18 protein-coding genes and 1 pseudogene are annotated in these 23,531 nt (G+C 66.6%); 10 read left to right on the forward strand and 9 right to left on the reverse strand.

What is annotated here, in order from left to right:
* The 3 genes from HEB94_RS12140 (at position 1) to HEB94_RS12150 (ending at position 3,963) form a co-directional block, all read left to right on the forward strand.
* Entirely contained in the window at positions 1-972 is a 972-nt protein-coding gene (locus HEB94_RS12140; RefSeq protein WP_192749987.1) for a hypothetical protein, read from the forward strand.
* Positions 973-981: 9 nt separating this feature from the next.
* The gene (locus HEB94_RS12145; RefSeq protein ID WP_192749988.1) at positions 982-3,303 is read left to right on the forward strand and encodes a heavy metal translocating P-type ATPase; all 2,322 of its coding nucleotides are present in this window, start codon (positions 982-984) and stop codon (positions 3,301-3,303) included.
* A 219-nt stretch (positions 3,304-3,522) separates the two neighbouring features.
* The gene (locus tag HEB94_RS12150) at positions 3,523-3,963 is read left to right on the forward strand and encodes a GNAT family N-acetyltransferase (protein ID WP_337917626.1); all 441 of its coding nucleotides are present in this window, start codon (positions 3,523-3,525) and stop codon (positions 3,961-3,963) included.
* A gap of 329 nt (positions 3,964-4,292) precedes the next feature.
* Here HEB94_RS12150 and HEB94_RS12155 read toward each other — a convergent pair whose 3' ends face one another.
* Positions 4,293-5,558, reverse strand: coding sequence for a hypothetical protein (locus HEB94_RS12155; RefSeq protein ID WP_192749990.1), 1,266 nt, complete (start codon positions 5,556-5,558; stop codon positions 4,293-4,295).
* Positions 5,559-5,613: 55 nt separating this feature from the next.
* On the opposite strand from HEB94_RS12155, the gene HEB94_RS12160 reads away from it, so the two are divergent.
* Positions 5,614-6,045 carry a hypothetical protein gene (locus HEB94_RS12160; RefSeq protein WP_192749991.1) on the forward strand — a complete coding sequence of 144 codons (432 nt, stop codon included), beginning with the start codon at positions 5,614-5,616 and terminating at the stop codon, positions 6,043-6,045.
* 318 nt (positions 6,046-6,363) lie between these two features.
* Here the strand turns inward: HEB94_RS12160 and HEB94_RS12165 are convergent, their stop codons facing one another.
* The 5 genes and pseudogenes from HEB94_RS12165 to HEB94_RS54535 form a co-directional block, all read right to left on the reverse strand.
* Complete coding sequence (locus HEB94_RS12165) at positions 6,364-6,840, reverse strand: carbonic anhydrase (RefSeq protein WP_192749992.1); 477 nt, start codon at positions 6,838-6,840, stop codon at positions 6,364-6,366.
* 588 nt (positions 6,841-7,428) lie between these two features.
* Positions 7,429-8,052 (reverse strand): GNAT family N-acetyltransferase, encoded by a 624-nt coding sequence (locus HEB94_RS12170; protein ID WP_337917627.1) that lies wholly within the window; start codon positions 8,050-8,052, stop codon positions 7,429-7,431.
* Between the two features lie 191 nt (positions 8,053-8,243).
* A pseudogene (locus HEB94_RS12175) lies at positions 8,244-8,975 on the reverse strand (SAM-dependent methyltransferase); the annotation flags it as partial.
* Between the two features lie 17 nt (positions 8,976-8,992).
* Entirely contained in the window at positions 8,993-10,381 is a 1,389-nt protein-coding gene (locus HEB94_RS12180; protein WP_337917608.1) for an NF041680 family putative transposase, read from the reverse strand.
* Positions 10,382-11,056: 675 nt separating this feature from the next.
* Positions 11,057-11,566: an HIT family protein gene (locus HEB94_RS54535; RefSeq protein WP_192749994.1), complete on the reverse strand. Its 510-nt coding sequence runs from the start codon at positions 11,564-11,566 to the stop codon at positions 11,057-11,059.
* A gap of 72 nt (positions 11,567-11,638) precedes the next feature.
* On the opposite strand from HEB94_RS54535, the gene HEB94_RS12190 reads away from it, so the two are divergent.
* Positions 11,639-12,085 carry an NUDIX domain-containing protein gene (locus HEB94_RS12190; protein WP_192749995.1) on the forward strand — a complete coding sequence of 149 codons (447 nt, stop codon included), beginning with the start codon at positions 11,639-11,641 and terminating at the stop codon, positions 12,083-12,085.
* A 316-nt stretch (positions 12,086-12,401) separates the two neighbouring features.
* On the forward strand, positions 12,402-13,238 hold the full coding sequence (locus tag HEB94_RS12195; RefSeq protein ID WP_192749996.1) for an LLM class flavin-dependent oxidoreductase: 837 nt from the start codon (positions 12,402-12,404) through the stop codon (positions 13,236-13,238).
* 188 nt (positions 13,239-13,426) lie between these two features.
* Here the strand turns inward: HEB94_RS12195 and HEB94_RS12200 are convergent, their stop codons facing one another.
* Positions 13,427-14,617, reverse strand: coding sequence for an MFS transporter (locus HEB94_RS12200; RefSeq protein WP_192749997.1), 1,191 nt, complete (start codon positions 14,615-14,617; stop codon positions 13,427-13,429).
* Positions 14,618-15,014: 397 nt separating this feature from the next.
* Between HEB94_RS12200 and HEB94_RS12210 the strand changes: the two genes are divergently transcribed.
* Positions 15,015-15,965, forward strand: a complete 951-nt coding sequence (locus tag HEB94_RS12210; RefSeq protein WP_202896299.1) for a GNAT family N-acetyltransferase — start codon at positions 15,015-15,017, stop codon at positions 15,963-15,965.
* 214 nt (positions 15,966-16,179) lie between these two features.
* Here the strand turns inward: HEB94_RS12210 and HEB94_RS12215 are convergent, their stop codons facing one another.
* Positions 16,180-17,169, reverse strand: a complete 990-nt coding sequence (locus tag HEB94_RS12215; RefSeq protein WP_192749998.1) for a phosphotransferase family protein — start codon at positions 17,167-17,169, stop codon at positions 16,180-16,182.
* A 437-nt stretch (positions 17,170-17,606) separates the two neighbouring features.
* Here HEB94_RS12215 and HEB94_RS12220 point away from each other — a divergent pair, with 437 nt between their 5' ends.
* Together HEB94_RS12220 and HEB94_RS12225 are read left to right on the forward strand one after the other, a co-directional pair.
* The gene (locus tag HEB94_RS12220; RefSeq protein WP_192749999.1) at positions 17,607-19,445 is read left to right on the forward strand and encodes an ABC transporter ATP-binding protein; all 1,839 of its coding nucleotides are present in this window, start codon (positions 17,607-17,609) and stop codon (positions 19,443-19,445) included.
* Complete coding sequence (locus tag HEB94_RS12225) at positions 19,438-21,270, forward strand: ABC transporter ATP-binding protein (RefSeq protein ID WP_192750000.1); 1,833 nt, start codon at positions 19,438-19,440, stop codon at positions 21,268-21,270. Before HEB94_RS12220 ends, HEB94_RS12225 begins: the two co-directional genes overlap by 8 nt.
* Before the next feature lie 102 nt (positions 21,271-21,372).
* Here HEB94_RS12225 and HEB94_RS12230 read toward each other — a convergent pair whose 3' ends face one another.
* Positions 21,373-22,377 (reverse strand): LacI family DNA-binding transcriptional regulator, encoded by a 1,005-nt coding sequence (locus tag HEB94_RS12230; protein WP_192750001.1) that lies wholly within the window; start codon positions 22,375-22,377, stop codon positions 21,373-21,375.
* A 152-nt stretch (positions 22,378-22,529) separates the two neighbouring features.
* Here HEB94_RS12230 and HEB94_RS12235 point away from each other — a divergent pair, with 152 nt between their 5' ends.
* Positions 22,530-23,516 (forward strand): glycoside hydrolase family 43 protein, encoded by a 987-nt coding sequence (locus tag HEB94_RS12235; protein WP_192750002.1) that lies wholly within the window; start codon positions 22,530-22,532, stop codon positions 23,514-23,516.
* Positions 23,517-23,531 lie beyond the last annotated feature (15 nt).

Consider the following 23,531-nt stretch of genomic DNA (forward strand, 5'->3'; position numbering starts at 1 on the left):
ATGAACACCGCGACCAAGCTGGGGGCGTTCGCCTTGGGCCTGGCCGTCGTTTTCGGCGGCGCTGTCGGGCTCGGCCGGATGGTCGGTCCCGTCGGCGCCACGGCCGAGTCCAGCGCGCATGCCGGCGGCGTACAGGGAGGACACGACAAGACCATGGTGCCGAGCACGACGCCCGCGAACACCAATGTCCCAGGCGGGCTGCAGATCTCTCAGGACGGCTACACCCTGACCCCTCAGACGACCACCGTGACGCCGGGGCGGCGCACCGACTTCCGGTTCACGGTGACCGGGCCCGACGGCCGGCCGGTCACCCGGTACGCCACGCTGCACGAGAAGGAGCTGCACTTCATCGTGGTGCGGCGGGACCTTTCCGGTTTCCAGCACCTGCACCCGGTCCACGCCGGGAACGGAGTTTGGTCGGTACCGCTCACATTGCCCGCGGCGGGCAACTACCGGGCGTTCGCCGACTTCCAGGCCTACGGCGTCAAAGACGGCGTGACATTGGGGATGGACCTGTCCGCGCCCGGCGACTTCTCACCCAAAGCCCTACCGCGTCGCACCACGACCGCCAGCGTCGACGGCTATGCAGTCGCGCTCAAGGGCAACCTGGTAGCCGGCAGGACCAGCAAACTCACCCTCACCGTGAGTAGAGACGGAAAGCCGGTCACCGACCTGCAGCCCTACCTCGGCGCCTACGGGCACCTGGTCGCACTGCGGGCCGGGGACTTGGCCTACCTCCACGTCCATCCGGACGGCGAGCCCGGCGACGGGAAAACCAAACCAGGTCCCGCCATCACGTTCTACGCGGAGGTTCCCAGCGCCGGCTCCTACCGCCTCTACCTCGACTTCCAGCATCGACGGGCCGTGCGTACCGCAGAGTTCACCGCCATCGCCCACGCCGCCGGCACCGAGGCCACATCCACCCCCTCGTCACCGTCCCCCTCGGACGGGGACGACGAGCACGGCCACTGAGGAGGAGTCATGGTATCCGTCACCGGCGAGCAGTCCGGGCAGATCGAACTCGCGATCGGTGGGATGACCTGCGCCTCCTGCGCGGCCCGGGTCGAGAAGAAGCTCAACAGGATCGAAGGCGTGACCGCCACGGTCAACTACGCGACCGAGAAGGCGAAAGTCAGCTTTCCAGTCGGGGTCACCCCCGCGGACCTGATCGCCACAGTCGAGAAGACGGGCTACACCGCCGAGGTGCCCCCGCTCCCCAAGACGCGGGCGTCGGCGGGGGAGCACCCCGCGGCGGCCGGGGTCGACGAGCTGCGTCCACTACGCACCAGGCTGATTGCCGCCCTGGTCCTGTCGGTCCCCGTGGTCGCGATGGCGATGGTCCCTGCCTGGCAGTTCACCAACTGGCAGTGGCTGTCGCTCACGTTGGCCGCGCCGGTCGTGACCTACGCGGGTTGGCCGTTCCACAAAGCGGCCTGGACCAATCTGCGGCACGGCGCTGCGACGATGGACACGCTGATCTCGGTCGGAACCCTCGCGGCGTTCGGCTGGTCGCTGTGGGCGCTGTTCTTCGGTACGGCGGGGATGCCGGGCATGCGGCACGCCTTCGAGTTCACGATCAACCGCTCCGACGGCTCGGTAAACATCTATCTCGAGGCGGCTGCCGCGGTGATCACGTTCATCTTGGCCGGGCGCTACTTCGAGGCCCGGGCCAAGAGACGAGCCGGCGCAGCGCTGCGGGCCCTGCTCGAACTCGGGGCCAAGGACGTCGCGGTACTGCGGAACGGACGGGAGGAGCGCATCCCGACCGACGAGCTCGTGGTCGGGGACGTCTTCGTCGTCAGGCCGGGAGAGAAGATCGCCACCGACGGTGTGGTGGAGGAAGGCTCCTCCGCGGTCGACGCGTCCCTGCTGACCGGTGAGTCGGTTCCGGTCGAAGTGGGGCCGGGCGAGGCTGTGGTGGGCGCGACGGTCAACGCCGGCGGCCGGTTGCTGATCCGAGCGACCCGCGTCGGTGCCGACACCCAGCTGGCGCAGATGGCCAAGCTGGTGGAAGACGCGCAGACCGGCAAGGCGCAGGTCCAACGCCTCGCCGACCGGATCTCCGGGATCTTCGTACCCATCGTGATTGCCCTGTCGCTGGCGACACTGGGGTTCTGGATCGGGACAGGCGCGGGCCTGACGGCGGCGTTCGCGGCAGCGGTGGCGGTCCTGATCATCGCCTGCCCGTGCGCGCTGGGCCTGGCCACACCGACCGCGCTGATGGTCGGCACTGGGCGCGGCGCGCAACTCGGGATCCTCATCAAGGGCCCAGAAGTCCTCGAGTCCACCCAGACGATCGACACCGTCGTACTGGACAAGACAGGTACCGTGACGACCGGGAAGATGGCTCTTGTCGACGTCGTCACCGCCGACGGAACATCAGAGGATGAGGTGCTCCGCCTCGCCGGTGCACTGGAGGACGCCTCCGAGCACCCGATCGCTTCCGCCATCGCCAAGGGCGCGACCGAACGCGTCGGCGAGCTGGGAACCGTCGAGGACTTCGCCAACGTCGAGGGCCTCGGTGTGCAGGGCGTCGTTGACGGGCATGCGGTGCTGGTCGGCAGGCCGCAACTCCTTGCGGACTGGTCCCAGCACCTCTCACCGGAGCTGGAGCGGGCAATGTCGGCCGCACAGGCGCGAGGCGAAACGGCCGTCGCAGTCGGCATCGACGGTCAGGCTCGCGCGGTGCTTACCGTGGCCGACCAGATCAAGCCGACATCCGCCGACGCCATCACCCAGCTGAAAGCGCTTGGACTACGGCCGGTGCTCCTCACCGGCGACAACGAGACCGTGGCCCGCACCGTCGCCGCGTCCGTCGGGATCGACGACGTGATCGCCGAGGTCCTGCCCAAGGACAAGGTCGATGTCGTCAAGCAGCTCCAGGTCGACGGGCGGACGGTTGCGATGGTCGGAGACGGGGTCAACGACGCCGCCGCACTCGCCCAAGCCGACCTCGGTCTGGCCATGGGCACCGGCACCGACGTGGCGATCGAAGCGTCCGACCTGACCCTGGTCCGAGGCGACCTGCGGGCAGCGGCCGATGCCATCCGCCTGTCCCGGCGTACATTGCGGACTATCAAGGGCAACCTGTTCTGGGCGTTCGCCTACAACGTGGCGGCGATTCCGCTGGCCGCGGCCGGGTTGCTCAATCCGATGATCGCTGGCGCGGCGATGGCCTTCTCGTCCGTCTTTGTGGTGAGCAACAGCCTTCGTCTGCGCCGGTTCAAGACGCTCAACAGCAACGACAGCGCCGTCCCGGTCGCTGACAGCACCACGCCCGAGACAGTCCCTGCCGGGAGCTGAACCTTGCAATGAAGTCGCGCTGAAAAGGGGAGTTGATGATCGCCGACAGTTATCTCGCACGCGAGAGCGCGAGGATCGCCTACCAGTTCGAAGGTCGCGGAGCGCCGGTCAGATTCGCCCATGGCGTCTCCCTCGGCCGGGCCGCCGTCCGACGCATACACCTGGCGGACTCCTCGGGACAGAGCGAACGTGCTACTTCGTAGGGGTGAGCCGGAGGATGTGGACGTCATCGCCGAGATCTGGCATCTCGGATGGCGAGACGGACACCTTGGCTTCGTTCCGCAAGAACTGGTCGAAGCCCGAACGGAGGAATCGTTCCGAGTTCGAGCGTCGGAGCGAGTCCGCAGGGCTACGGTGGCCGTTGTACGCGAAGCGGTCGCAGGCTTCATCATCGTCGTTGGCAACGAGGTCGAGCAGGTCTATGTCTCGGCCCCGCACCGAGGGACCGGCGTCGCCGACACACTGTTGAAGGAGGCCGAGCGGCAGGTCCGGGAAAACGAACACTCCAAGGGCTGGCTTGCGGTCGCTGCAGGCAACGCGCGAGCTCGCGCCTTCTACCAGCGAGCCGGGTGGCTCGATGAAGGGCCGTTCGAGTACGCCGCCGCCAGCGAGAACGGACCGATCATGGTGCCTTGCCATCGGTACACGAAGCACCTTTAGGTAGATCCTGAGCCGCGTCAAGCGGTCCACCCGCCACCCGTGACTGCCGCAACCGGTCTTCCACAGCTCGACTGCCGCCGTAGTCGGCAAGCCGTCCACGATCAACGGCCACAGGCGCCAGATCGATTGCTGTCAACGGTCCTTTGAATGGGCGTCCTTGACGTCCGGTCGCAGCCCGGCGACGGTGAGCGTGGCAAGTCGCTCTGCCGCTGACGGATTGAGCCCCGGGACCAAGCTGGTGCTCGGTCCCGGGGCTCTTCGGATCACGCTTGCGGCCCGGCCTTACCCGGTCGTTTCGATGTGACTGCACTGCGTTGGACGGCCTGGGATCAGCCGAAGCAGTTCGGCACCTCGCCGGTGCTGCCTTCGCAGTTGGTCGGCCGGTTCTTGACGATCTCCGACTCGTCGTCGACGGTGACCTCGTCGTTGTTGGTGAAGATTCCGCCGGGCGGGTTGGTCGCGAAGTTCTCGACCACCCGGGTGTTGGTCAGGCTTAGGGTTCCGTCCTCGTTGGAGATTCCACCGCCGACCGAGTCCGGACCGACAGCCCTGTTCCGGCTGACGCTGGAGTCGCGAAGCACGACCGTGCCGTCTTCGTTGTCGATGCCGCCACCATTCCCGAAGGTGGTGTTCTCGTCAACCTTGCTGTCCTCGACCACTGTGATGCTGTCGTCGTTGTCGATACCGCCACCGTCCTCGGAGGCAGTGTTGCCCTTGACCACGGTGTCCCGCACGAAGGCCTGGGACCCGCCCTGTTCATACAGACCGCCGCCCTCGCCGCCACTGGTGTTGTCGGTCACCCAGCTGTCCTTCAGCCGCGTGATCCCGCCCTCGTTGGTGTCGATGCCGCCGGCGTCGCTCACCGAGTCGTTGTTGTCGACGCGGGTCTTGGTGAAGGTCGCGACCCCGATGTTTTCGACCGCGCCACCGAAGTTGCCGGCCGCGTTGCGAGTCAGGCGTGCGTTCTCCACGGTGAGGCTGCCCTCGTTGAAGACCGCACCACCGTTGTCTTCAGCGCTGTTGTTCTTGAGCAGCATGGACTCTTCCTTGCCGTCCTTGCCGTCCTTGCCGTCCTTGCCGTCGTCCTTCTCGCCGATGAGCTTGGTGACGCCGAAGTTGGAGACGGCGCCACCGTCGGAGTCGGAGCGGTTCAGCTTGAGAGTCGAGTCCTCGACGGTCGCTCGGCCACCCTCCTGGACCAACAGCGCACCGCCACCACCCTCGGTGCGGGCGTCGCCACCCTTGAGGGTCACGTCGTCCAGCTTCAGGTTCCCGCCGACGCCGACATTGAAGATCCGGAATGGTTCGGCGTTGGCGGCCCGCACGATGGTCGCACCGTTGCCGTCGATGCTGACCCGCTGGGTGATCACCGGGAGACCGTTGCCATCCTGGAACGCCGTGAGGGTGTAGGTGCAATCGCGAGCAAGCTCGAGCCTCGCCCCGTTGTCGGCGTTCGCACGCACCAACGCCGCGATCAGCTCGTCCGCGTCACACTCCACCTCCTTGACCTTCTTGCCGTCCTCCCTCTTGCCGTCCTCCTTTCTGTCCTTCTTGTCGCCCCCGTCCTTGGAACCGTCAAGGCTGGCTTGGTTCACCTGCCCTGCAGCCGATCCGGTCGGCGCGCTCTGACTTGCCACGGACGCCTGGCTCGTGAGAAGACTCACCGCGGCTACGCCGGTGACGCCGACCAGGCCGCCGGCCGCTGCCACGTACCAGCGCCGTCTTTTACGACTTGCACTGAACTGCATTATCGACCCCCGATTTCGAAAATTGCAGACAGCAAAAGGCTACGGAACATTAAGCGATTCACTCAAAGAGAGTCGGCTCATCGATGAATCTGGGTTAATCTTTGCCACGACGAAAATCGTGGCTGCCCAATTCGAACCACTGATTACTGGGCGCAGTTCGACCTTCGGCGTCAATGCGACTCCTCCAGGCCCACTGAATACACATGGGCGAATTCGTGCTTCTGGAATCGTCGTGCAGATGGCCGACAGTTCAGCGGGACGCTTGTATTTGTGTCCGCACACCGATGGTCGTGCGCAACCTGTGACGGCCAAGCCGACAGCCGGAAAAGCGTGATGCAGGCGACGGGGCGAGCCGTGGAGATCGCCCTTCGCGGGCACAACACCGGAGACACCCGTCGTCGGTGAGATGTGGGATCAGGGGCAGGGGAGCCCTCGCCACATGCCCGGTCAGGGCTCCTCCGTAGGCGCGGGTGCCCGAGGTCCCGTTCACTCACCCTCGGAGGTTTCTCCGTCGTCTCACCCACCCACCACGGTTCGTGGTCCGAATGGACGAGTGAGGCGAGCGATCGGGAGGCGGGGATGGATGGTGCAGCGGGTTGAGTCAACCGAAGTCGGGGCAGACGCCTCCTTGTCGGAAGCCTCCTGCGTTCTGTCAGGCCTGGACCTCGCGCAGCTGCGCGGTCACGACGTCGTAGACGAAGCCCCGGACCGACTCAGTGTGCGGGATGAAGGGGTCGCTCCTGATCCGCCCTATGGACTGGGCGACGTCCTCGGCCGGATCGGTGGAGGCCTCGGCCGCCCAGTCGGGCTTGATTCCGACCTCCTCCTCGATCTGACGTTTGAACACGTCGTCGGTGAAGGTGGCCAGTCCGCAGTCCGCGTGATGGATGAGAATGATCTCTGTGGTGCCCAGGATGCGCTGGCTGATGGTGATGCTGCGCCGCTGGTCGGCGGTCACGACGCCGCCGGCGTTGCGGATGACGTGCGCGTCGCCCCCGCTGAGCCCGAGCAGCCCGTATGGATTGAGGCGTGCGTTCATGCAGGTTAGTACGACCACGCCGCGTGCGGGTGGCATGGGCAGAGCACCCTTGTCGAAGGTTTCCGCGTAATGCTCGGCGTTGGCGAGCATTCCGTGACGCCGTCAGGGGGTGGGCTCGAGGTACGAGCCCCGCACTCGGCGGTGCAGCTCGTGGAGCGAGCCGACATCAGGCTCGCCGCGCTCCAGGAGTACGCAGGGCCTCAGTCGTTGCACAGATGACGTGCCTGTCGCCTGACCGCAGTGGCGGTGCTCGACCAGATAGAGCATCCGCGAGTTGGTCGACGCGGTGCATCTGAAGCCCCAAGACGGCCGCCACCTGCCACCGATCTCGCTGACCACCTGGGTCTCCAGGTGCTGTGGTGCACCAGCGCGGTACGCCCAACTGCGGAGGTTCGAGCCGTCGGTCGAACGATGAAGCTGGCCGCGGCCCGCATGGGCCGCAGCGCCGGCTTCCGGGAGCATTGGATTGACTGCGGGTTGCGGACGCATCTATCCCGCTCCGCGCTGGCGTTCGCTGATGTTCGTGTACCGGCTTCCATGAGAAGTCCTAGACGACCCCAGGAGCGATGCCGGCGCGCCAAGGCCTGTCAATGGTTCTGTCAATGAAACACCGTCGTCGACCAGCATCCGTGACAGGCCAGACAGGTAAACGGTCAGGTCAGCGTGGGTGGCGTCGACCTATGAGGATGACAGTTGCTTACGCATCACTGTGATCATCGTTTCGTAGCGGGTAATGGTTCCGTCCGGGGCTTCCTCATCCCACGCACCGGGTTGGCGGCCTACGGCGATGTAGCCGAGCCGCTCATACAGTGCTCGGGGCCGTGACTTGTTCTCGTCCACGCCCAGCTCGACGCAGGTCAGGCCGCGGGCGCGGATCCGGTGCTCCAAAGCCTCGATGAGGATCGTGCCGATCCCGCACGACCGCAGCGCCGCATCAACTGACAGTTGCTCCAGCGATCCGCCGCCGGGTGGCCTCGTGTAGTCGACCGCGCCAGTCGCCACTGGCACGCCAGAGGGTGGGCAGACCGCGAGGAAGTCGATCTCGCCGCGCCGGGCACGTTCCAACGCCTCGGCAGTGCCCGCGACGTGGGTGGCAGACCACCCCCAGGTGCCGGCATGCAGGTGGAGGTCCTCGACGGTCAGGTCTCGAACTGTCAGCGGTAGAACAACCTCGGGCATGCGCATCACCTTCTCAGGATGGGTCGGCCAGCGCGAAGGGGTTTCGACGCGTCGGTCTAGGGAGCCGAACCGGTCGACGTCTGCCGCACTGACGCTGGGTCCTTCTTGGATCAGGTCGATCACACCGTGGGTGATAACCGTGAGGGGACAGGACATCGGCCGGGTCGCCACCTTGACGAACTCGCAAGCTTCGAGGATCCGGTCGAAGAGCCCTGGGGGACTGAGCTCGCGGACGTGCCTGAGACGAGCGGGCGTTCCAGTCGTCGTCCAGCCGCTCTGGTTGCGCGTCGACCAGCACGAGGCCAGCTACTTCCTCAGGATGCCGGGCAGCGAAGGTCCGGGCGCTGTGGCCACCGATCGAGTAAACCTGCCGCTCCTTCGTGGTGGGTGACCACGGCCATTGCGCCGCAAGCGATGGCTTCAGCACTCGTCTTGACGTCGTTTCCGGCCCGCGACAACTGCCCAGCCTGCATCCAGCTGAGCGAGGGCCCCGAACAGTTGGCGCGGCCGGTGACTTCGTACGTCAGCGAGATCGGGGTGGTTGGGGTTTGGGCGTCGATCCAGTCCTCGAACGCAAGCATCATCTGCGAGTGATACCGGTCCCAGTCGTCGTGGGATGCGACGGTCATGCCGACGGGCGTCAAGCCGAGTCCAACCATCGTCGTGAGCATGCCTCGGAGGGTGAGGGCGGCACCCTCTTGATCGGGCCGCGGTTCGCTCGGTTCGAACACATCGCCTATGACGACATGGCCGCCCAGAGGGACAGCGGCCCGAAGTGCCTCGGCTGTCCCGGCAAAGCCGCCAAGGATCCATGCCGCTCCGAAGCAGACAGCCGCGTCGTATGCTCCTCGCTCGATCGAGAACTCAGTCACGTCGGAGATGACGTACTCGATGAGATCGGAAACGCCGGCCGCCCGAGCGCGCTCCCGTCCCGCTTCGGCGAAGCTTGAGGAGTTCTCGACGGCCGTCACGCGGCACCGGAAGTGCTTGGCCAGGACCACCGCCGGTCCGCCGGTTCCGGCGCCCAGATCGAGCACCTCTTGACCAGGCCTTAGCTTGTCGTTTAACCTCTGGTCCTTTCGTCATGAGGTTGGTTGGTGTGTTTGCCGACGTTGTGGCGTGGTGCTTGTTGGCGGTTTTTGCGGCCTGGTGGGCGTCCTGGGCCTGGCCGGCTGGGTTTTGGTGCGCGGGCGGGGACGGGTAGTTTCCGGTGGATGTTCCGATAGCCGCGGTGTACTTGTGCCGGTGTGAGCGGGCGGCCTGCTGGTTGGCGGGGTTCCCAGGGGCGACGGATGTGGTCAGTGCGATCGCGGGCAAGTCGTAGCTGGGTGTAGGCGACGACGATGAGCCAGGTCCAGCGGTCGGCCGCTTCGGGGTGGCGGATCTTCGGTTTGGTCCAGCCGAGGGTTTGTTTGAGCATGCGGAAGGTGTGTTCGAGATCGAATCGGCGCAGGAATGCCCGCCAGGCTCGGTCAACGGTTTCAGCGCTCAGGTTGGTGGATGATGTCCATAGCCACAGCGGTTTCGGGTCACGCTCGCCGGGCAGATGGTCGACGGACAACCGGATCAAGCTGCCCTCGGTGACCGGGAGTTCGCCTTCGTGGCCGGTCCAGGCCGCGCGGCGGGTGAGCCGCGGGTGTAGCCGGTTCCAGCAGCTCGCGGTTGCGGTGCCATACCGGGGTGTGTCGTTGGCTGTTGCCACATCGGGGGGCGTCCAGGTGTCGGGGTCGGGCAGTGAGAACTCGGGTCCGTGTTTGGGTGGGCGGCCGCCAGCGCCTGGTGTGCGTGGTGGTTTCGGGTGTCGCAGTACGCGGTCTGAGCGCAGCCGGCCCACCAGCTGCACGGGCAGGTCGTCCAGCAGATAAGCCAAACGCGTCACGTCGTAGCCGGCGTCGAACACGATGAGAATGTCTGGATCACCGGGCTGCCACTGTCTGGCTTGCACGAGCCGGGTGACGACGTCACGGACCTGGCGTGCGGTGGCCTCGGTTTCATCGTCGGTAGGTCCAAGCCGCACCACATCGAGGATCTGTGTCCAGGAGCTGGGTCCGCTCTCCAACACTGCGACGAAGGAGTACGGCCAGCCCGGGATCATCTGTGCCTGGTTCTTGCCGCGGCCGTAGGTGTGGCAGAACAGTCGTTCCGCACTGGTGTCGGCGTCCGGGCGTAGCCAGTTACTGACATCGACGGCCAGCACGATCCGCCCATCCCGGTCACGGGGAAGCGGCAGCCCACTCAGCGAGTAGCTCAGCCTGGTGATGTCGATCCGTCCGGCATTCAACCCGTCATACAGCGCGCCATGCCCGCGCCGGTGCTGTGCAGCAAGGCACAACTCGACCAGCGTGTTCACCGGTCCCTGCTCACACAACACGGCGTCGGCCAGCTCGAACAAGGCATCCGCACGCGCGGTCAAACAGTCATAGAACACGACCCGGAACCGGGAAAGATCCACAACAGTGTTGGTGTCCTGCTCGCCTGGACACGGTACATGAGGCACACTGATCTGCGCGGCCATCGCTTGCCACCTTCGGACGTTCTTTGGTCGGAACCCGAAGAGCATCAGGCGATGGCCGTTCCATCACCACAACGACACGCCGAACAAGGTCAGACCCGCACCCCGAGCAGGACTCGGGAGGTTAAACGACAAGCTTAGGCGAAGACTCTCCCCGATTGCGCGGATCTTCTCAACGGTGATCGGACTCTGGATGCCGTCATGGTGCTCGCAGACCTCACGGATATCGATCATGCGGCGCGAGGCTAGTGCTGCCAGGTAAGGCTGGCGACCGGATTTCAGTCGTCCATCACCACAGCCGGGATCATCCCGACCAAGCCCGCTGGCGGATCCTGCAGGGGAAGAAGTGCGCCCAAACCGGCGGGCCTGGGCCGGGGCCTTGCGGGCCGGGGCCCTCGACTTGACCCCAGCGTGACCCAACGGGCGGCAACACCGGGCGACGATGTGCGCTAGGTCGACGGTGACCTCCGCACAAGTGTCGTGCTCGTGATCAAGATGCCCGTGTCTACGGATCTGATGGTCGCCGGGTCTTGACGCCAAGTCCGGTGGGAGTTCTGCGGCAGGGGTGCCGGGCTCCTCTGCCTCATCTCCGACCCGGCTCAGGGGCGCGGTGCCTTAGGTGGGTTTGAGGTGCTGACGCAGGCGCTCAGCGATCTCATCGGTCTCGCCGATCGATAGCTTCGGGACCCTTCCCCAATCGGTTCCGCCTCCGGGCAACGTCCCAGTCACGTGGAAGTGCAGGTGAGGTACGGATTGGTGCGCCGGCACCCCGTTGTTCTGCCACACGGCTACACCTTCGACATCGAAGGCTCCTACGATCGCGGCCGCGGCACGCTGCGTCAGTTCCAGCAGAGGCGCCAGCTCATCCGGTTGGAGGTCAAGCAGAGTGGGCCGATGGGCAGTCGGAATCGCGAGCACATGCCCAACACCCCGCTGTTCCCGGGTGACGAGCAGAGCAACCTTGGCCAGGCGCTCCAGCACGGTGTATGGGCGGCGCCCACGTAGGTAAGCGCAGAACGAACAGTCATCCTCGACAGGAAGGATCAATGTCACCGGAAGAGTGTGACCGGACCGCTCCGGGATGTCCACCAGTATGGCGACCGCGCGAGCAAGCGACTGCAACATGAAGCGACGCCAGCCAGGTTAGCGGGCTGCCGGTTTCCTGTCGCCTATCCGCGGACCTGGCACCATGTCTCCATGACCACCGAACGGATCACCACGCCGCTACGGCCAAGTGGCGCCATGGTCGCGGTCATCAGCCAATCACCAGATGGTCCGCGCTATCTACTACTGCACTCTGCCGAGTACGTGCCAGGGAAAGCCGGCGACTGGGAATGGGGACCTCCGTCAGGGTGTATCGAGCCCGACGAAGACATCGCGACTTGCGCAACTCGTGAGCTGTTCGAGGAGACAGGCATTCGCGGTGAACCTCAGCCGGTCGCGACCGAGGACATCGGATGGGCGCTCTTCTTCCTCAACGTGCCGTGGGGTACCGCCGTCCGTCTGGATGCCGCGGAGCACAACGACTTCGCATGGGTCACATTCGAGGACGCGTGCAGAATGTGCCGGCCGGAACGGGTCGCGGAAGGCTTCCGGATCGCCGTGGAAGCTGCCCGCATGTCACACCGTGGGCCGTCCATCTGACCGCGCGACGGTGTGCCGTGCCACAAGGGTGCCACACCGGGCGCCGCCGTCCGCGATCCGTTCGAGCACCACGTCGACGGGCCCGTCCTACTGGTGGGCTCGCGTAATCGACCGTCGAGTATTTCCTGCGAGTGAGGCTTCGTGGGCACCGTGAGTGGTCACCGGTCGAGTTCAGCCAAGGTTCCGCCCGGGACCTTCGCCCCGTGGCGAGCGGTGACCCAATTCACACGGGGCGAAGCCGGCCCGCCAGACTTGACAGGGTGGATCGCCATCTGGTCCGCCCTCGTCCCAGCAGCCGGCCGTGAAGAAGGTCCCCGTGAACGAGAGCATCCTGCGCTTCGGTATCTACCTTCCGCCGTTCGGACCGTTCGGCGACCCAAAGGTCCTCGTCGAACTGGCGGTCCGCGCGGAGGCCGCCGGGTGGGACGGTGTGTTCTTGTGGGATCACGTCGTCACCGACATGATGCCGATCGCTGATCCCTGGACCACGTTGGCCGCGATCGCGCACGCCACCGAGACTCTGCTGCTCGGCCCGACGATCACGCCGTTGGCCCGGCGCCGGCCCTGGATCGTCGCCCGCCACGCGTCTACCGTGAGCAGGCTGTCCAACGGACGGCTCATCGTCGGCACCGGACTGGGCGTGGACGAGTCCGGTGATTTCAGCAGCTTCGGGGAGCCCACGGACCTGGCGACCCGCTCGGCGATGCTGACTGAAGGACTCACGTTGATGCGGGCGATGTGGGCTGGCGAGGCCATCCAGCACGTCGGCCCGCACTATCAGGTGAACCTGACCGCCGCGGAACCAGAACCGCACCGCATCCCGGTCTGGATGGCCAGCTCCACCAACAACCCGCAGGTGATCCACCGTGCCGCCGGCTGCGACGGGATCTTCCCCAACCCGGACGACCAGGAGCTGACCCCGGAGGAGATCGCCAGTATCCGCCAGGACCTGCACCGTGCCGGTCTGCCCACCGACCGGCCATTCGACGTCGCCGTGCGCGGCAACGCAAGCCCCGCCTGGCAGGAAGACAAGGACGTGGACCTCAAGGGACTCGCCCAGGCCGGCATGACCTGGTGGATGGAGTCACTGATCCACTTCGACCCGCTGGCGCTGTCGATGGCGGTCGTCGACGCCGGTCCGCCTCCCGTGTGACGGGAGTCGGCACTGATGACGTCTTGCATTTCGCGATGACCGCCTCGCCCGTGAGCGCGAGGTTCACCATCGCGTCGACGCCATCCGGGTGGAGATAGCACCGACACAGCCTGTACCAGTAGGGGACCTGACCAGTCAGGTCGAAGGTGTGGACATGCTGCTCGTCCTCGAAGTCATGTCGTCGCCGTCTACCGACCCGCTGCTGCTGGTTGGGCAAGGGTGCGGCGTCGTAGCCAGATCCAGCCGACCGCCGCGGTCACGGCCGCAGCGGCAACGGTGAATGCCCATGCGGCACCTGCGCGGTCGGCCACGAGGCCGGCGACCGCGTTGCCGGCGGCGTTGGCGACCAGACCAATGCCGACCATCAGGGTGTAGGCGGTGGTCAGAGAGCTCGCTGGCGCCACGTCGTCGAGTAACGCAGAGCACGCGACGGAGATCGCGGCACTGGCAGCCCCGCCGATGAGGAGTACGCAGAACAAGGCGGGAAGCGAGCCGGTAACCGGTGCCGCGAACCACGACGCACCCGTGGCGGCCGCCAACGAGACGATCAGCTGCCTGACCTTGGTCGAGCGCCACCGGATGACGCCATAGGCCAGGCCGCCGGCCAGGTCGCCGACGGACCGAGCGGCGAACCCGATGCCGGCAACGGCACCTGCACCCTGCGCGAGCGCGGCCGCAGGGAGTGCGACCGCGACGACGCCGCCCGAGAATCCGAGGGCAATGTTGGCGACGACGAGCGTGGACAACCCTGCTGGTACGCCGAGGCGGTTGCCTTCCGGGGCGGCTCCAGGCTGCCAGCCGCGCGAGGCGGGAGTCAAGGCAAACCCCAGGCCACCCGCGCCGACGACGAGAGCGGCCACCAGAACGGCAGTCGCTGGAGTCGATACCGCGATCAGAGCGGACGCGAGCAGTGGACCGGCGACCATCGCCAGACCGAAGGAGACGGCGAGCAGCGCATAGCCGCTCATCCGCAACTGCGGGTCGGTGATGAGATCCGCTGTCAGCACCCGCATGCTGCTGATCGTGGCCGGGAAGGCGACACCGGCGAGCAACGCGGATCCGGCAAGCGCGAAGGTGTCCTGCCAGACTGGCAGCACACCGGCCGCCATGGTGATGGAGCAGAGCAGGCTCGCGGGAATGAGGACGCGGGCTTGGCCGAACTGGTCGATCAACCGCCCTTGGAGGAGCAGACCCATGGCGTTCCCCAGACCGAACGCGGCCGGGATCAGGCCGGCCTGAGCGATCGAGCCCGAACGCTGCTGAGCCGTGAGCAGCAGGGCAAGCCCGACCATGCCGATCGGTAGGGCTGCCGAGAGGCCAAGGAGGAACGAGGCGCGGTAGCCAGGAGTACGCAGAACACGCAGGTATGGGCCGAGCACCGGGCACACCTTTCGATGGGCCCACCCACCCGGGATTCGCGGCTCAGAAGTGAGCCACGGCCCAAACGACGCCGATCCCAGACCAGGACCAGCGACAAGACGCTAACACAGCTTGTCCTTACGACTCGCTCGTGCCCTTCGAACGGGAAGACGTCACCGCACTGCTCTACTTCGGTTCTGCGGGCGGCTTCAACCCGGCATAGATCAGCACGATCGGCGCAAGGACTACGGCGGATGTGACGAGGGCCGTGGAGACAGCGGTTCGATTCGCGAGTCCGCCCAGTTGTGGGCCTCCTGTACCGGCAGATCGATCCGGCCGTACCTGGCGGTGGCACGTGGTCAGGTCTGGCGGTGAATCCGGAAGCGGTTCGTCCGGAACGGGGCCTAACATCTGGCCATGGATCAGGAGTTCACCGGCGAGGTCATCGAGTGGCGTGGTCCGGCGCCGTACTACTTCGTCTCCGTGCCGGAGCAGGAAAGTGTCGCGCTGCGGGCCGCTGCCTCGGCCGCCAGCTACGGCTGGGGGATGCTCCCGATCCGCGCTCGGATCGGCAGCACCGAGTGGAAGACGTCGCTGTGGCCAAAGGACGGTGGCTACCTGCTCCCGCTGAAGGACGCCGTGCGCAAGCCCAAAGGGCTGGACGCAGGCGACGCTGTGGACGTTCGGCTCACGTTGGACGCGCTGCCCCGCAAAGAGAAGCAGCAGAAGCTGCCTCCGCCCAAGCGGGTGCCCGTTCCCCGCGCGACGGGCTCGCGGGAGCCGGTCACCGCCGAGCAGCTCACGATCGTTCCGGCCAACCAGGCCGCTTGGGAGGACCTGCGGGCGGTCTTCGGCACGACCGGCGACACCGCACGGTGCTGGTGCCAGCGGTTCCGGATGCTGCCCAAAGAGTCCTGGGCGTCTGAAGGTCCCGAAGAGCTCTCCGCCCGCCTCCGCGACCAGACCGCCTGCGGGGACCGAAAGGCACGGGCGACGAGCGGCCTAGTCGCGTACCTCGACGGCGAGCCCGTCGGCTGGTGCGCCGTCGCGCCGCGGGCGGACCACCCGCGGCTGCTACGCGACTGCCGCGTCCCCTGGTTGGGCCGCAACCAGAACAAGGCCGACACCACTGTCTGGGCGGTGACCTGCTTCGTCACCCGCGTCGGCTACCGGCGCCGAGAAGTCAGCCGCGCACTCGCCCGCGCCGCCGTCGGGTTCGCCCGTGAACGCGGCGCCTGCGCCTTGGAGGGCTACCCGGACTTAGTGGACGGCGGGTCCGTCGGCACTCTCGCCATGTTCGCCGATGCCGGGTTCGCCGAGGTGAGCCGGCCGGGCAAACGCCGCGCCGTCATGCGTATCGACTTCTGAGCCTTCTGGGCCCTGTTCGTCCAAGACCCCCCAGGGGGCAGGCGTTGCTCCCGGAGCGGGTTCCCGCACTCTGCACCAGCCCGTGACAGGGGCGAATCCTCCTTGGCGAGGCGATCGGTCCGGCGTGCCAGACATGACCTGGCTGGCACCGTAGGCACGCTGGAAGGTGGGGTCTGCTGAGTTGCACCGCCGCTTGCTCGCACGACTGGACGGGCTACGGGCGTCCGGGGGAGTGGCCTGCGAGAAGTCGTCCGAACCGGTGCAGCGCGGCCTCGGCCTGGTCGAGCATCTCCTCGGCGTGCGTTGGGCTGAACCGCTCGGCGACGGCGCCAACGAACATCGCATTACTTATGGCCCTCGCCCAGGCGTGACCAGCTTCGGCCTGCCACGGGTCGAAGGGACAGCCAGCCACGTCCTCCCAGGCCCGCAGGTAGGCGGAAAAGCCGGCCGAAGACCTCTCCGCGGACATGGCCACGTCGAGCATAATCGGGCCGACCCGTGCACCTCCCCAGTCGATCAGACGAGGCGGCAAGCTCTTCTCATGTGCAACGACCACGTTGAGCCCGTACGCGTCGCCGTGGAGAAGGGTGGCCGGTAGCACGTCCAGCCCGGCGTAGATCCGCTCATCATCGGACCATCGGTTGAGCAGGCTCAGGGCACGGTCGTGCATCGGATGAGGATCCTTGCGCTGGGACTTACGAAGCCACGATGGGGCAAAGTCCGTCAACGCCCGTCGACAGTACGTCTCGTCGACCCGGGGAAGGTCTGCAGGCAGCGAGCCTGCAGACCCGAGATGTCGAAAGTGCAGCCGCGCCAAGCTAGCGAACACCGCCTCCGGAGCCTCCGCATCCCACGGCATCGTCGAGCCCGGATAGAACGGCATCACCACCCACGGCCCGAACTCATCAGTACCCGCGTCAATCAGCTCCGGGAGGGCATCAGCGCCAGGTATCGCCGCGATCTCACGCAGGGCGACCACTTCAGCCGACGATGCACGCTTCGCGACGACCTCGAACCGAGCTCGCAGACCGCCCGACCCTACGGGGGTGACTTCGACCCGCTCGACGAGGGGTGAGCCCACCCCACCGGCCAAGCGATGCCGCCGGCCAATCTCAACAGCAGCGAGATCGGGGTGAGTGGGCCTGAGCCATTGGGCGATGGCGACCGACCGAATCGGAACGGTCATGTCGACCGGCGCCGTCATGTGCAGGAGACCCCTTTTCTTGCAGGGGTGAGACGTCTGCCTCGGACTCACTCACCTGCCAGCACAGTAGCCCTGACGTCGGTTCGCAACGCAACGATTTTCGTCCGAGGGTAGGCGAGCGCCGCCTGGGCATGTCCCCCAGGTGCCCCCGAGCGACCCGCATCAGCCCTCAAACGTGAAGTTCGCCAGGTCAAAGAGGTGCACGACTCCGAGCTTCGAGGCCAGGCGGCGAGACGGCTGGTTGTCTTCGAGGTGGCTGTAGAAGGCCACCCAGGTCAGCACCCCTACGTGGCCAAAGCGTCGCATTGCTCTCCCGTCGCGTTCCAGGCATGCTCCCACCTGACGCGCAGTACACCAAGCGTGACGTCCCTGGTTGGATAGCGCTCTCCGGGCAGACGGGCAATCCGTCTCTCTAGTTGACTGGCGATGGTGGTCGGATGTTCGCGTTGGCGCGGTTCTCGATAGCGGTGGCACCGTGGGTTGGTGGCGGGCTGCTGACGGTTGCGATCCTGAGCGCGGTGACGAGCCTTGTCGTGACCGTTCTGGTCGGTCAGGTAGTGGGCGCGGCGCCGGACTTCGTGGCCGGAGGTCCGGATGCGCCGTCCCTGATCGCGTTCTCGCTCATGGTGGGCGCGCTGGTCCTGATGTTCACGGTCGATGGCGTGCTGACCGTGGTGTCGAACATGGCGACGACGCGGCTGACGTACGACTCCGACCTGGTTATCAATCGCGCGATCTCCGCGACGATGACGGCATCGTCCAGAATCGGCCATCTGGAGTCACCGGCGGTGTCGGACGAGTCCCGCCGGGCCCGGGGTATCGGGAACCGCGCGATCTGGGTGGGCTTGGTTTCGCTGGCCGACCTTGTGCGATCGCGGCTGATGGCGATCGGTTCCGCCGTGCTCGTGGGGGTCTTGTTCTCATGGCCGATCGCCGTCCTGCTGCTGGCGACGTCGGGCCTGGTCGAGTGGTGGTCTGCGCGGATGTCGGCGGTGGAGGGCGTGTCGTGGCGCAGCGGCACCAAGAGCGGTCGGGAAGCTGACTATGCGTACGAGCTGGGCATGGAGACGGCGGCCAAGGAACTGCGCGTGTTCGGCTTCGGCCCATGGCTGATGGACCGTTACGTGCGCGACTGGCGGGCTGGGATGGTGCCGCTGTGGCGGGTTCGTCGGGTGGCGGCGTTGCGGACCATGGCGGTCTACGCGGCTCATCTCGCCGCGTTGGCGATCGCCGTCTGGGTCCTGGTGCGGGATGTGAACACCGGAGCGCTGGGGTTGACCGCCGTCGCGACCAGCTTGGCGGCACTGTTGCGACTCGCGATGTCGGCGAACGGGGTCGCCGCGGCGTCCGTGGAGCGCGCAATGTCGCCTTTGCAGGCCTTGCGCTCGTTGCCGGAGACAGCGCTGGCCGCACGGGAGAGCGGCCACGGGAATGACACACCACAGGTGAGCGGGGCTAAATCGTTCTTCGTGGATCCGCCTCGCCCGCTGTCGGGTCCGCCAGAGGTGCGGTTTGAGGGCGTGTGGTTCCGCTACCCGGGCTCAGACGTCGATGTCCTCCGCGGCCTGGACCTTCGCATGGGCGCGGGCGAGGCGATCGGCCTTGTCGGATTGAACGGTGCGGGTAAGTCGACGCTGGTGCACCTGCTCGCGGGTGCCTACCGCCCGTCCGCAGGGCGGATCGTGGTGGACGGGGTGGACCTGGCCGACTTGGACGACCAGGAGTTGGCGGCGTGGCAGCGGCGGTTGGCGCCCGTCACCCAGGACTTTCTACGGCTACCGCTCACCGCGGCGGAGAACGTGACCCTCGCTGAACCCGTGAACCAGGAGCGCTTGGCCACGGTGGCGGCGACCGCGGGAGTCGATGCGGCGGTAGGGAACCTGCCGCGCGGTTGGGACACGATCCTCGACCGCTCGGTCAGCAATAGCGGGGAACTGTCCGGTGGCCAGTGGCAGCGGCTCGCGTTGACGCGTGCCCTGTACGCCGTCGAGGGCGGCGCGGGATTGCTGGTCCTCGACGAGCCCGCGGCTGCGTTGGATGTCCGGTCCGAGGCGGAACTCGTGGACCGCTACCTACGCCTCGCCACGGGCGTGACGTCGCTCCTGATCTCCCACCGGTTCTCCGTGGTACGCAACGCGGACCGGATCTGCGTACTGGAGCACGGCGTGATCGCCGAGCAGGGGTCACACGACGAACTACTGAAGATGGACGGCCGCTACGCGCGGATGTTCGAACTGCAGGCGGCGCGATATGTGGACGGAGGCGCGGATGCGTGAGCGGTGGGACTCACTGGTGGCCCTGGTACGCATCACCGTCGCGGCGTCCCCCTGGTTGGCCGCGACCGAGTTGCTGCTCGTGGTGGTGATGGCAGTCGCGGGGCCGCTGCAGGCCTACGGCGTCGCCCGAATCGTGAACGCCGTGACCGGACAGGGCTCGGTCACGGCGGGTGCGATCATCCTGTTCGGAGCGCTGGCAGTCGCGTTCGGTGGCCTGGTGCTCTCCGATGCCGTACGGCATCGACTCGAGGACGGGATCGAAATCGGGCTCCAGAGCGAACTACTGGACCTGGCCACCAAGCCGCCAGGGATCGGCCACCACGAGCAACCTGAGATCGCCGACCGGCTCGGCGCTGCCCGGGAGGAGTTCCGCCGGCTGAAGGGCACCGCGGGCACCATCGGCAGCGGACTGGCCGTCCTGATCACTACCGCTACCGTCCTCGTCCTCCTCGCGGGCATCCACCCGCTGCTGTTGACGCTGCCTCTGCTGGGAGTCTTGCGGCTGTGGGCGTCTGCCTATGGTGCTCGCCAGTTTCGGCACGCGATCACCGTGACCATGGAGTACAACCGGCGCCAGGCCAAACTGTTGGATGTCGTCAGCCATCCGGGTCATGGTCTGGAAGTCCGCGCGTTCGGTTTGCGTGGAATGCTCACCGACAAGATCGCGGAACAGTTCCGTCTTCAGAACGGTCCGCGTTGGCGGGCCCGACGCCAGGGCCACCTCCTGGAGATCGCCGCCCGCGTACTCTTCGGCCTCGCCTACGGTGCCGCGATCGTCTTCGTCCTCTGGCTGGCACGAGCAGGACGTGCGACGCCGGGAGACGTGACGATGGTGATGCTTCTCGCTCCGCAGACCGACCAGGCCGCACAACGCCTGTCCGACTCCGTACGCGTGCTCATCGCGATGCTCGACGTCGCCGGCCACATCCAGTGGCTACGGCGACACCTCGGCCACCAGGTCGCGTGGGCAGGCGCCGAGGAACCCCCGACCACCCTGCGACACGGCATCGAACTGCGCAACGTCTCATTCGCCTACCCAGCTGCGGAACGCCCCGTGCTTCGTGATCTCAGCGTCTATCTTCCGGCCGGCAGCACGGTGGCACTGGTGGGAGACAACGGCGCCGGCAAGACCACCATGGTCAAACTCCTCGCTCGCCTCTACGACCCCACCGACGGCAGCATCCTCGTGGACGGCGCCGACCTACGCGCCATCAACCACCAGGCCTGGCGCAGCCGGATCTCCGCCGGGTTCCAGGACTTCGTACGCTACGAATACACCGCTCGAGAAGCCATCGGACTCGGAGAACCAAGCCGCCTCGGCGGGCCGACCCAACCCCGGGCGGGAGCCGAATCGGAAGTCCGTACAAGCGGCGACGCCTTCACTGACGACAGCTATGACGCGGCAATCGACGCCGGCGACGCCCGTGCCGTGATCGACCGGCTCCCCGACGGCCTTGACACTCGCCTGGGCAAACGCTTCGGCGGCACCCAGCTCTCCGGTGGCCAGTGGCAACGACTCGCACTCGCACGCGCGTTCATGCGCGAACGGCCACTGCTCGTTCTGCTCGACGAACCCGCAGCCGCCCTCGACCCGGAGACCGAACACGCCCTCCTGGACCGCTTCAACGCCGCCTCCACCGCCACCCGTGAGACCGGCGGCATCACCCTCCTGGTCTCACACCGCCTCTCCACCGTACGGATGGCAGACCTCATCCTCGTCTTCGAAAACGGCGAGCTCACCGAGTCCGGCAGCCACGAGGACCTCATGGCCACCGGAGGCTCCTACGCCGAACTCTTCGAACTCCAAGCCAGCGCCTACCGATGAGCAACGCACTCCCGTCGCGCACCCTGATCCCGCCCATGCAGACGTCGAAGCGTTCCTTCGAGCTGGACACGCGCTCGTGATCGACAGTGCGTCATCTCCTCGTCAGGAGGCTTCGGTCATAGGCGGTCCGGTCGACTCGCGGAATTCGATCCGCGTGAGCGGGGTCGTCGGCCCTGCGGGTTCGGGTCGACCCTCGACGGCCGCGATCAGTCGCCGCATGGCGTGCCGACCGGCAGTCTCTCGATCGACAATCACGGTCGACAAAGCAGGAGCCGCGTAGCGTGCAAGTAGACGGTCATCCCAGCCGGTGACGCTGAGTCGGCCGGGCACGGCCCAGCCCCGACTGTGCGCTGCACCGAGGACCCCGACGCCGATGTCATCGCTGGCGGCGACCACCGCCGTGACGGGAGTGTCGTCCGGCAACGCGAGTATCCCCTGTCTTCCCGTCTCCGGGTGCCAGGGTCCGGACGGCTCGCCGTGGGTGCGAAGGCCATATCGCCGACACGCCTCGAGGTAGCCCGCCATCCGCAGACGTGCCGACGGCCAGCCCTGCGGTCCCCCGACGTGCAGCAGGTCCCGGTGTCCGAGTTCGGACAGCCTTCGCACGATCTCGATCATGGTTTCCTGATCCTCGGCCACGGCATCGACTGCACGGAGCCGATGGTCGTACTCATCGACCTGCACCACCATGCCGGCAGGAGCGAGGTCCGCCGGATCCATCGGCGACACCGAGAGCACCCCCTCGACCTGCCCGCTCGCCAACAGTTCCTCGACGCGCGCCCACAACGACTCCGGACCTTCATCCAGTCCGATGACGATCTCCACCCGATAGCCCGAACTGCGGGCTTCCTCGCAGGCAGCAGCGACAGTTCGTTCCGGGCCAACCCAGCCCGGCAGAACAACGCCGAGCATGCCGCTCCGCCGTGTCCGCATGGAACGAGCGACCAGGTTCGGCCGATATCCCAGGGTCTCCACGGCAGCCCTCACCCGCTCCGCCGTTTCCGGAAGCAGGCCGCTGTTCGGGCGGAAGTACCGCGACACGGTCTGGTGCGAGACCCCCGCCAGATCGGCCACCTGGCGCAGGGTCGGGCGGCGCTCAGTGTTCATGCCGCAAATGCTACTTGCGAATCGAGTGAACGATCACTTAAAGTCCCGCGTGATCGTTCACTCTCGAACGCTGCGACCGTCCGGTTCGCACTTAGTGACGCATCACAGGAGAAGACATGCCGCGCCCCCGTACGCCTCAGCCCGTCGCTTCGATGAGTCGCCGCACAGTGCTGGCTGCCTCGGGGGGTGCTGCTGCGCTGACGGTCATCGGCAGAACCGCGTACGCCGCGCCGCGCCGCGGATATCAGAACCCCGTCGAGTCGACGAGCCATGCGGACCCTGCCGTTCTGCACGCCGACGGGGCCTTCTATCTGTACTCGACGAACGGCAGCATGGGGACGATGCCCGTGCTGACGTCACCCGATCTGGTCAGTTGGACCGAGGTTGGGAACGGCATGCCGGTGATCGCTGACTGGTCGGTGTCAGGCCGGCACTGGGCCCCGGAAGTGATCAGGGTAGGGCGCGACCGCTACCTCTCCTACTACACGGCGCGGCGCGCTGACATCGCGCAGCAGGCCGTGTCAGTGGCCGTGTCGGACTCGCCCCTCGGACCGTTCTCGGATGACCGCTCCACACCGCTGGTTGGTCAAAGCGACGAAGGCGGCAGTATCGATTCGTCGCCGTTCCGTGATCACGACGGCTCGCTGTGGTTGCTGTGGAAGAACGACGGCAACGCAGCGGGACTGCCGTCCTATATCTATCTGCAGCGACTCTCCGACGACGGCCTCGAACTGCAGGGCGAGCCGCAGCGGATCATCGGCATGGACCAGTCGTACGAGACCTACACCATCGAGGGTCCGTCGGTGATCATGCATCGCGGCACCTACTACTGCTTCTACTCGACCGGTCAGTACTGGAACGACAGCTACGGAGTCTGCTGGGCGACGGCGCCGCGTATCACCGGACCATGGACCAAGCCAGGCGACGGGCCGATCATGATCAGTAACGATGTGGCCACCGGCCCCGGACACGGGATGCCGATCAAGGTCGGACCGCACTGGTGGTACGTCTATCACGCGTGGGAGCCGGACGGTGAGCCCGAGGGCCGGCTGATCTGGCTGTCCCGGTTGACGTTCGGCGGCGACGGACCAGTCATCGACGGGCCGCACGTGGACAACCCGTTCAGGCCCATCGTCTGAGGCGCCCTCAACTCG

Origin of the sequence: Actinopolymorpha pittospori, assembly GCF_014873875.1 — a bacterium.
GTDB lineage: Bacteria > Actinomycetota > Actinomycetes > Propionibacteriales > Actinopolymorphaceae > Actinopolymorpha > Actinopolymorpha pittospori.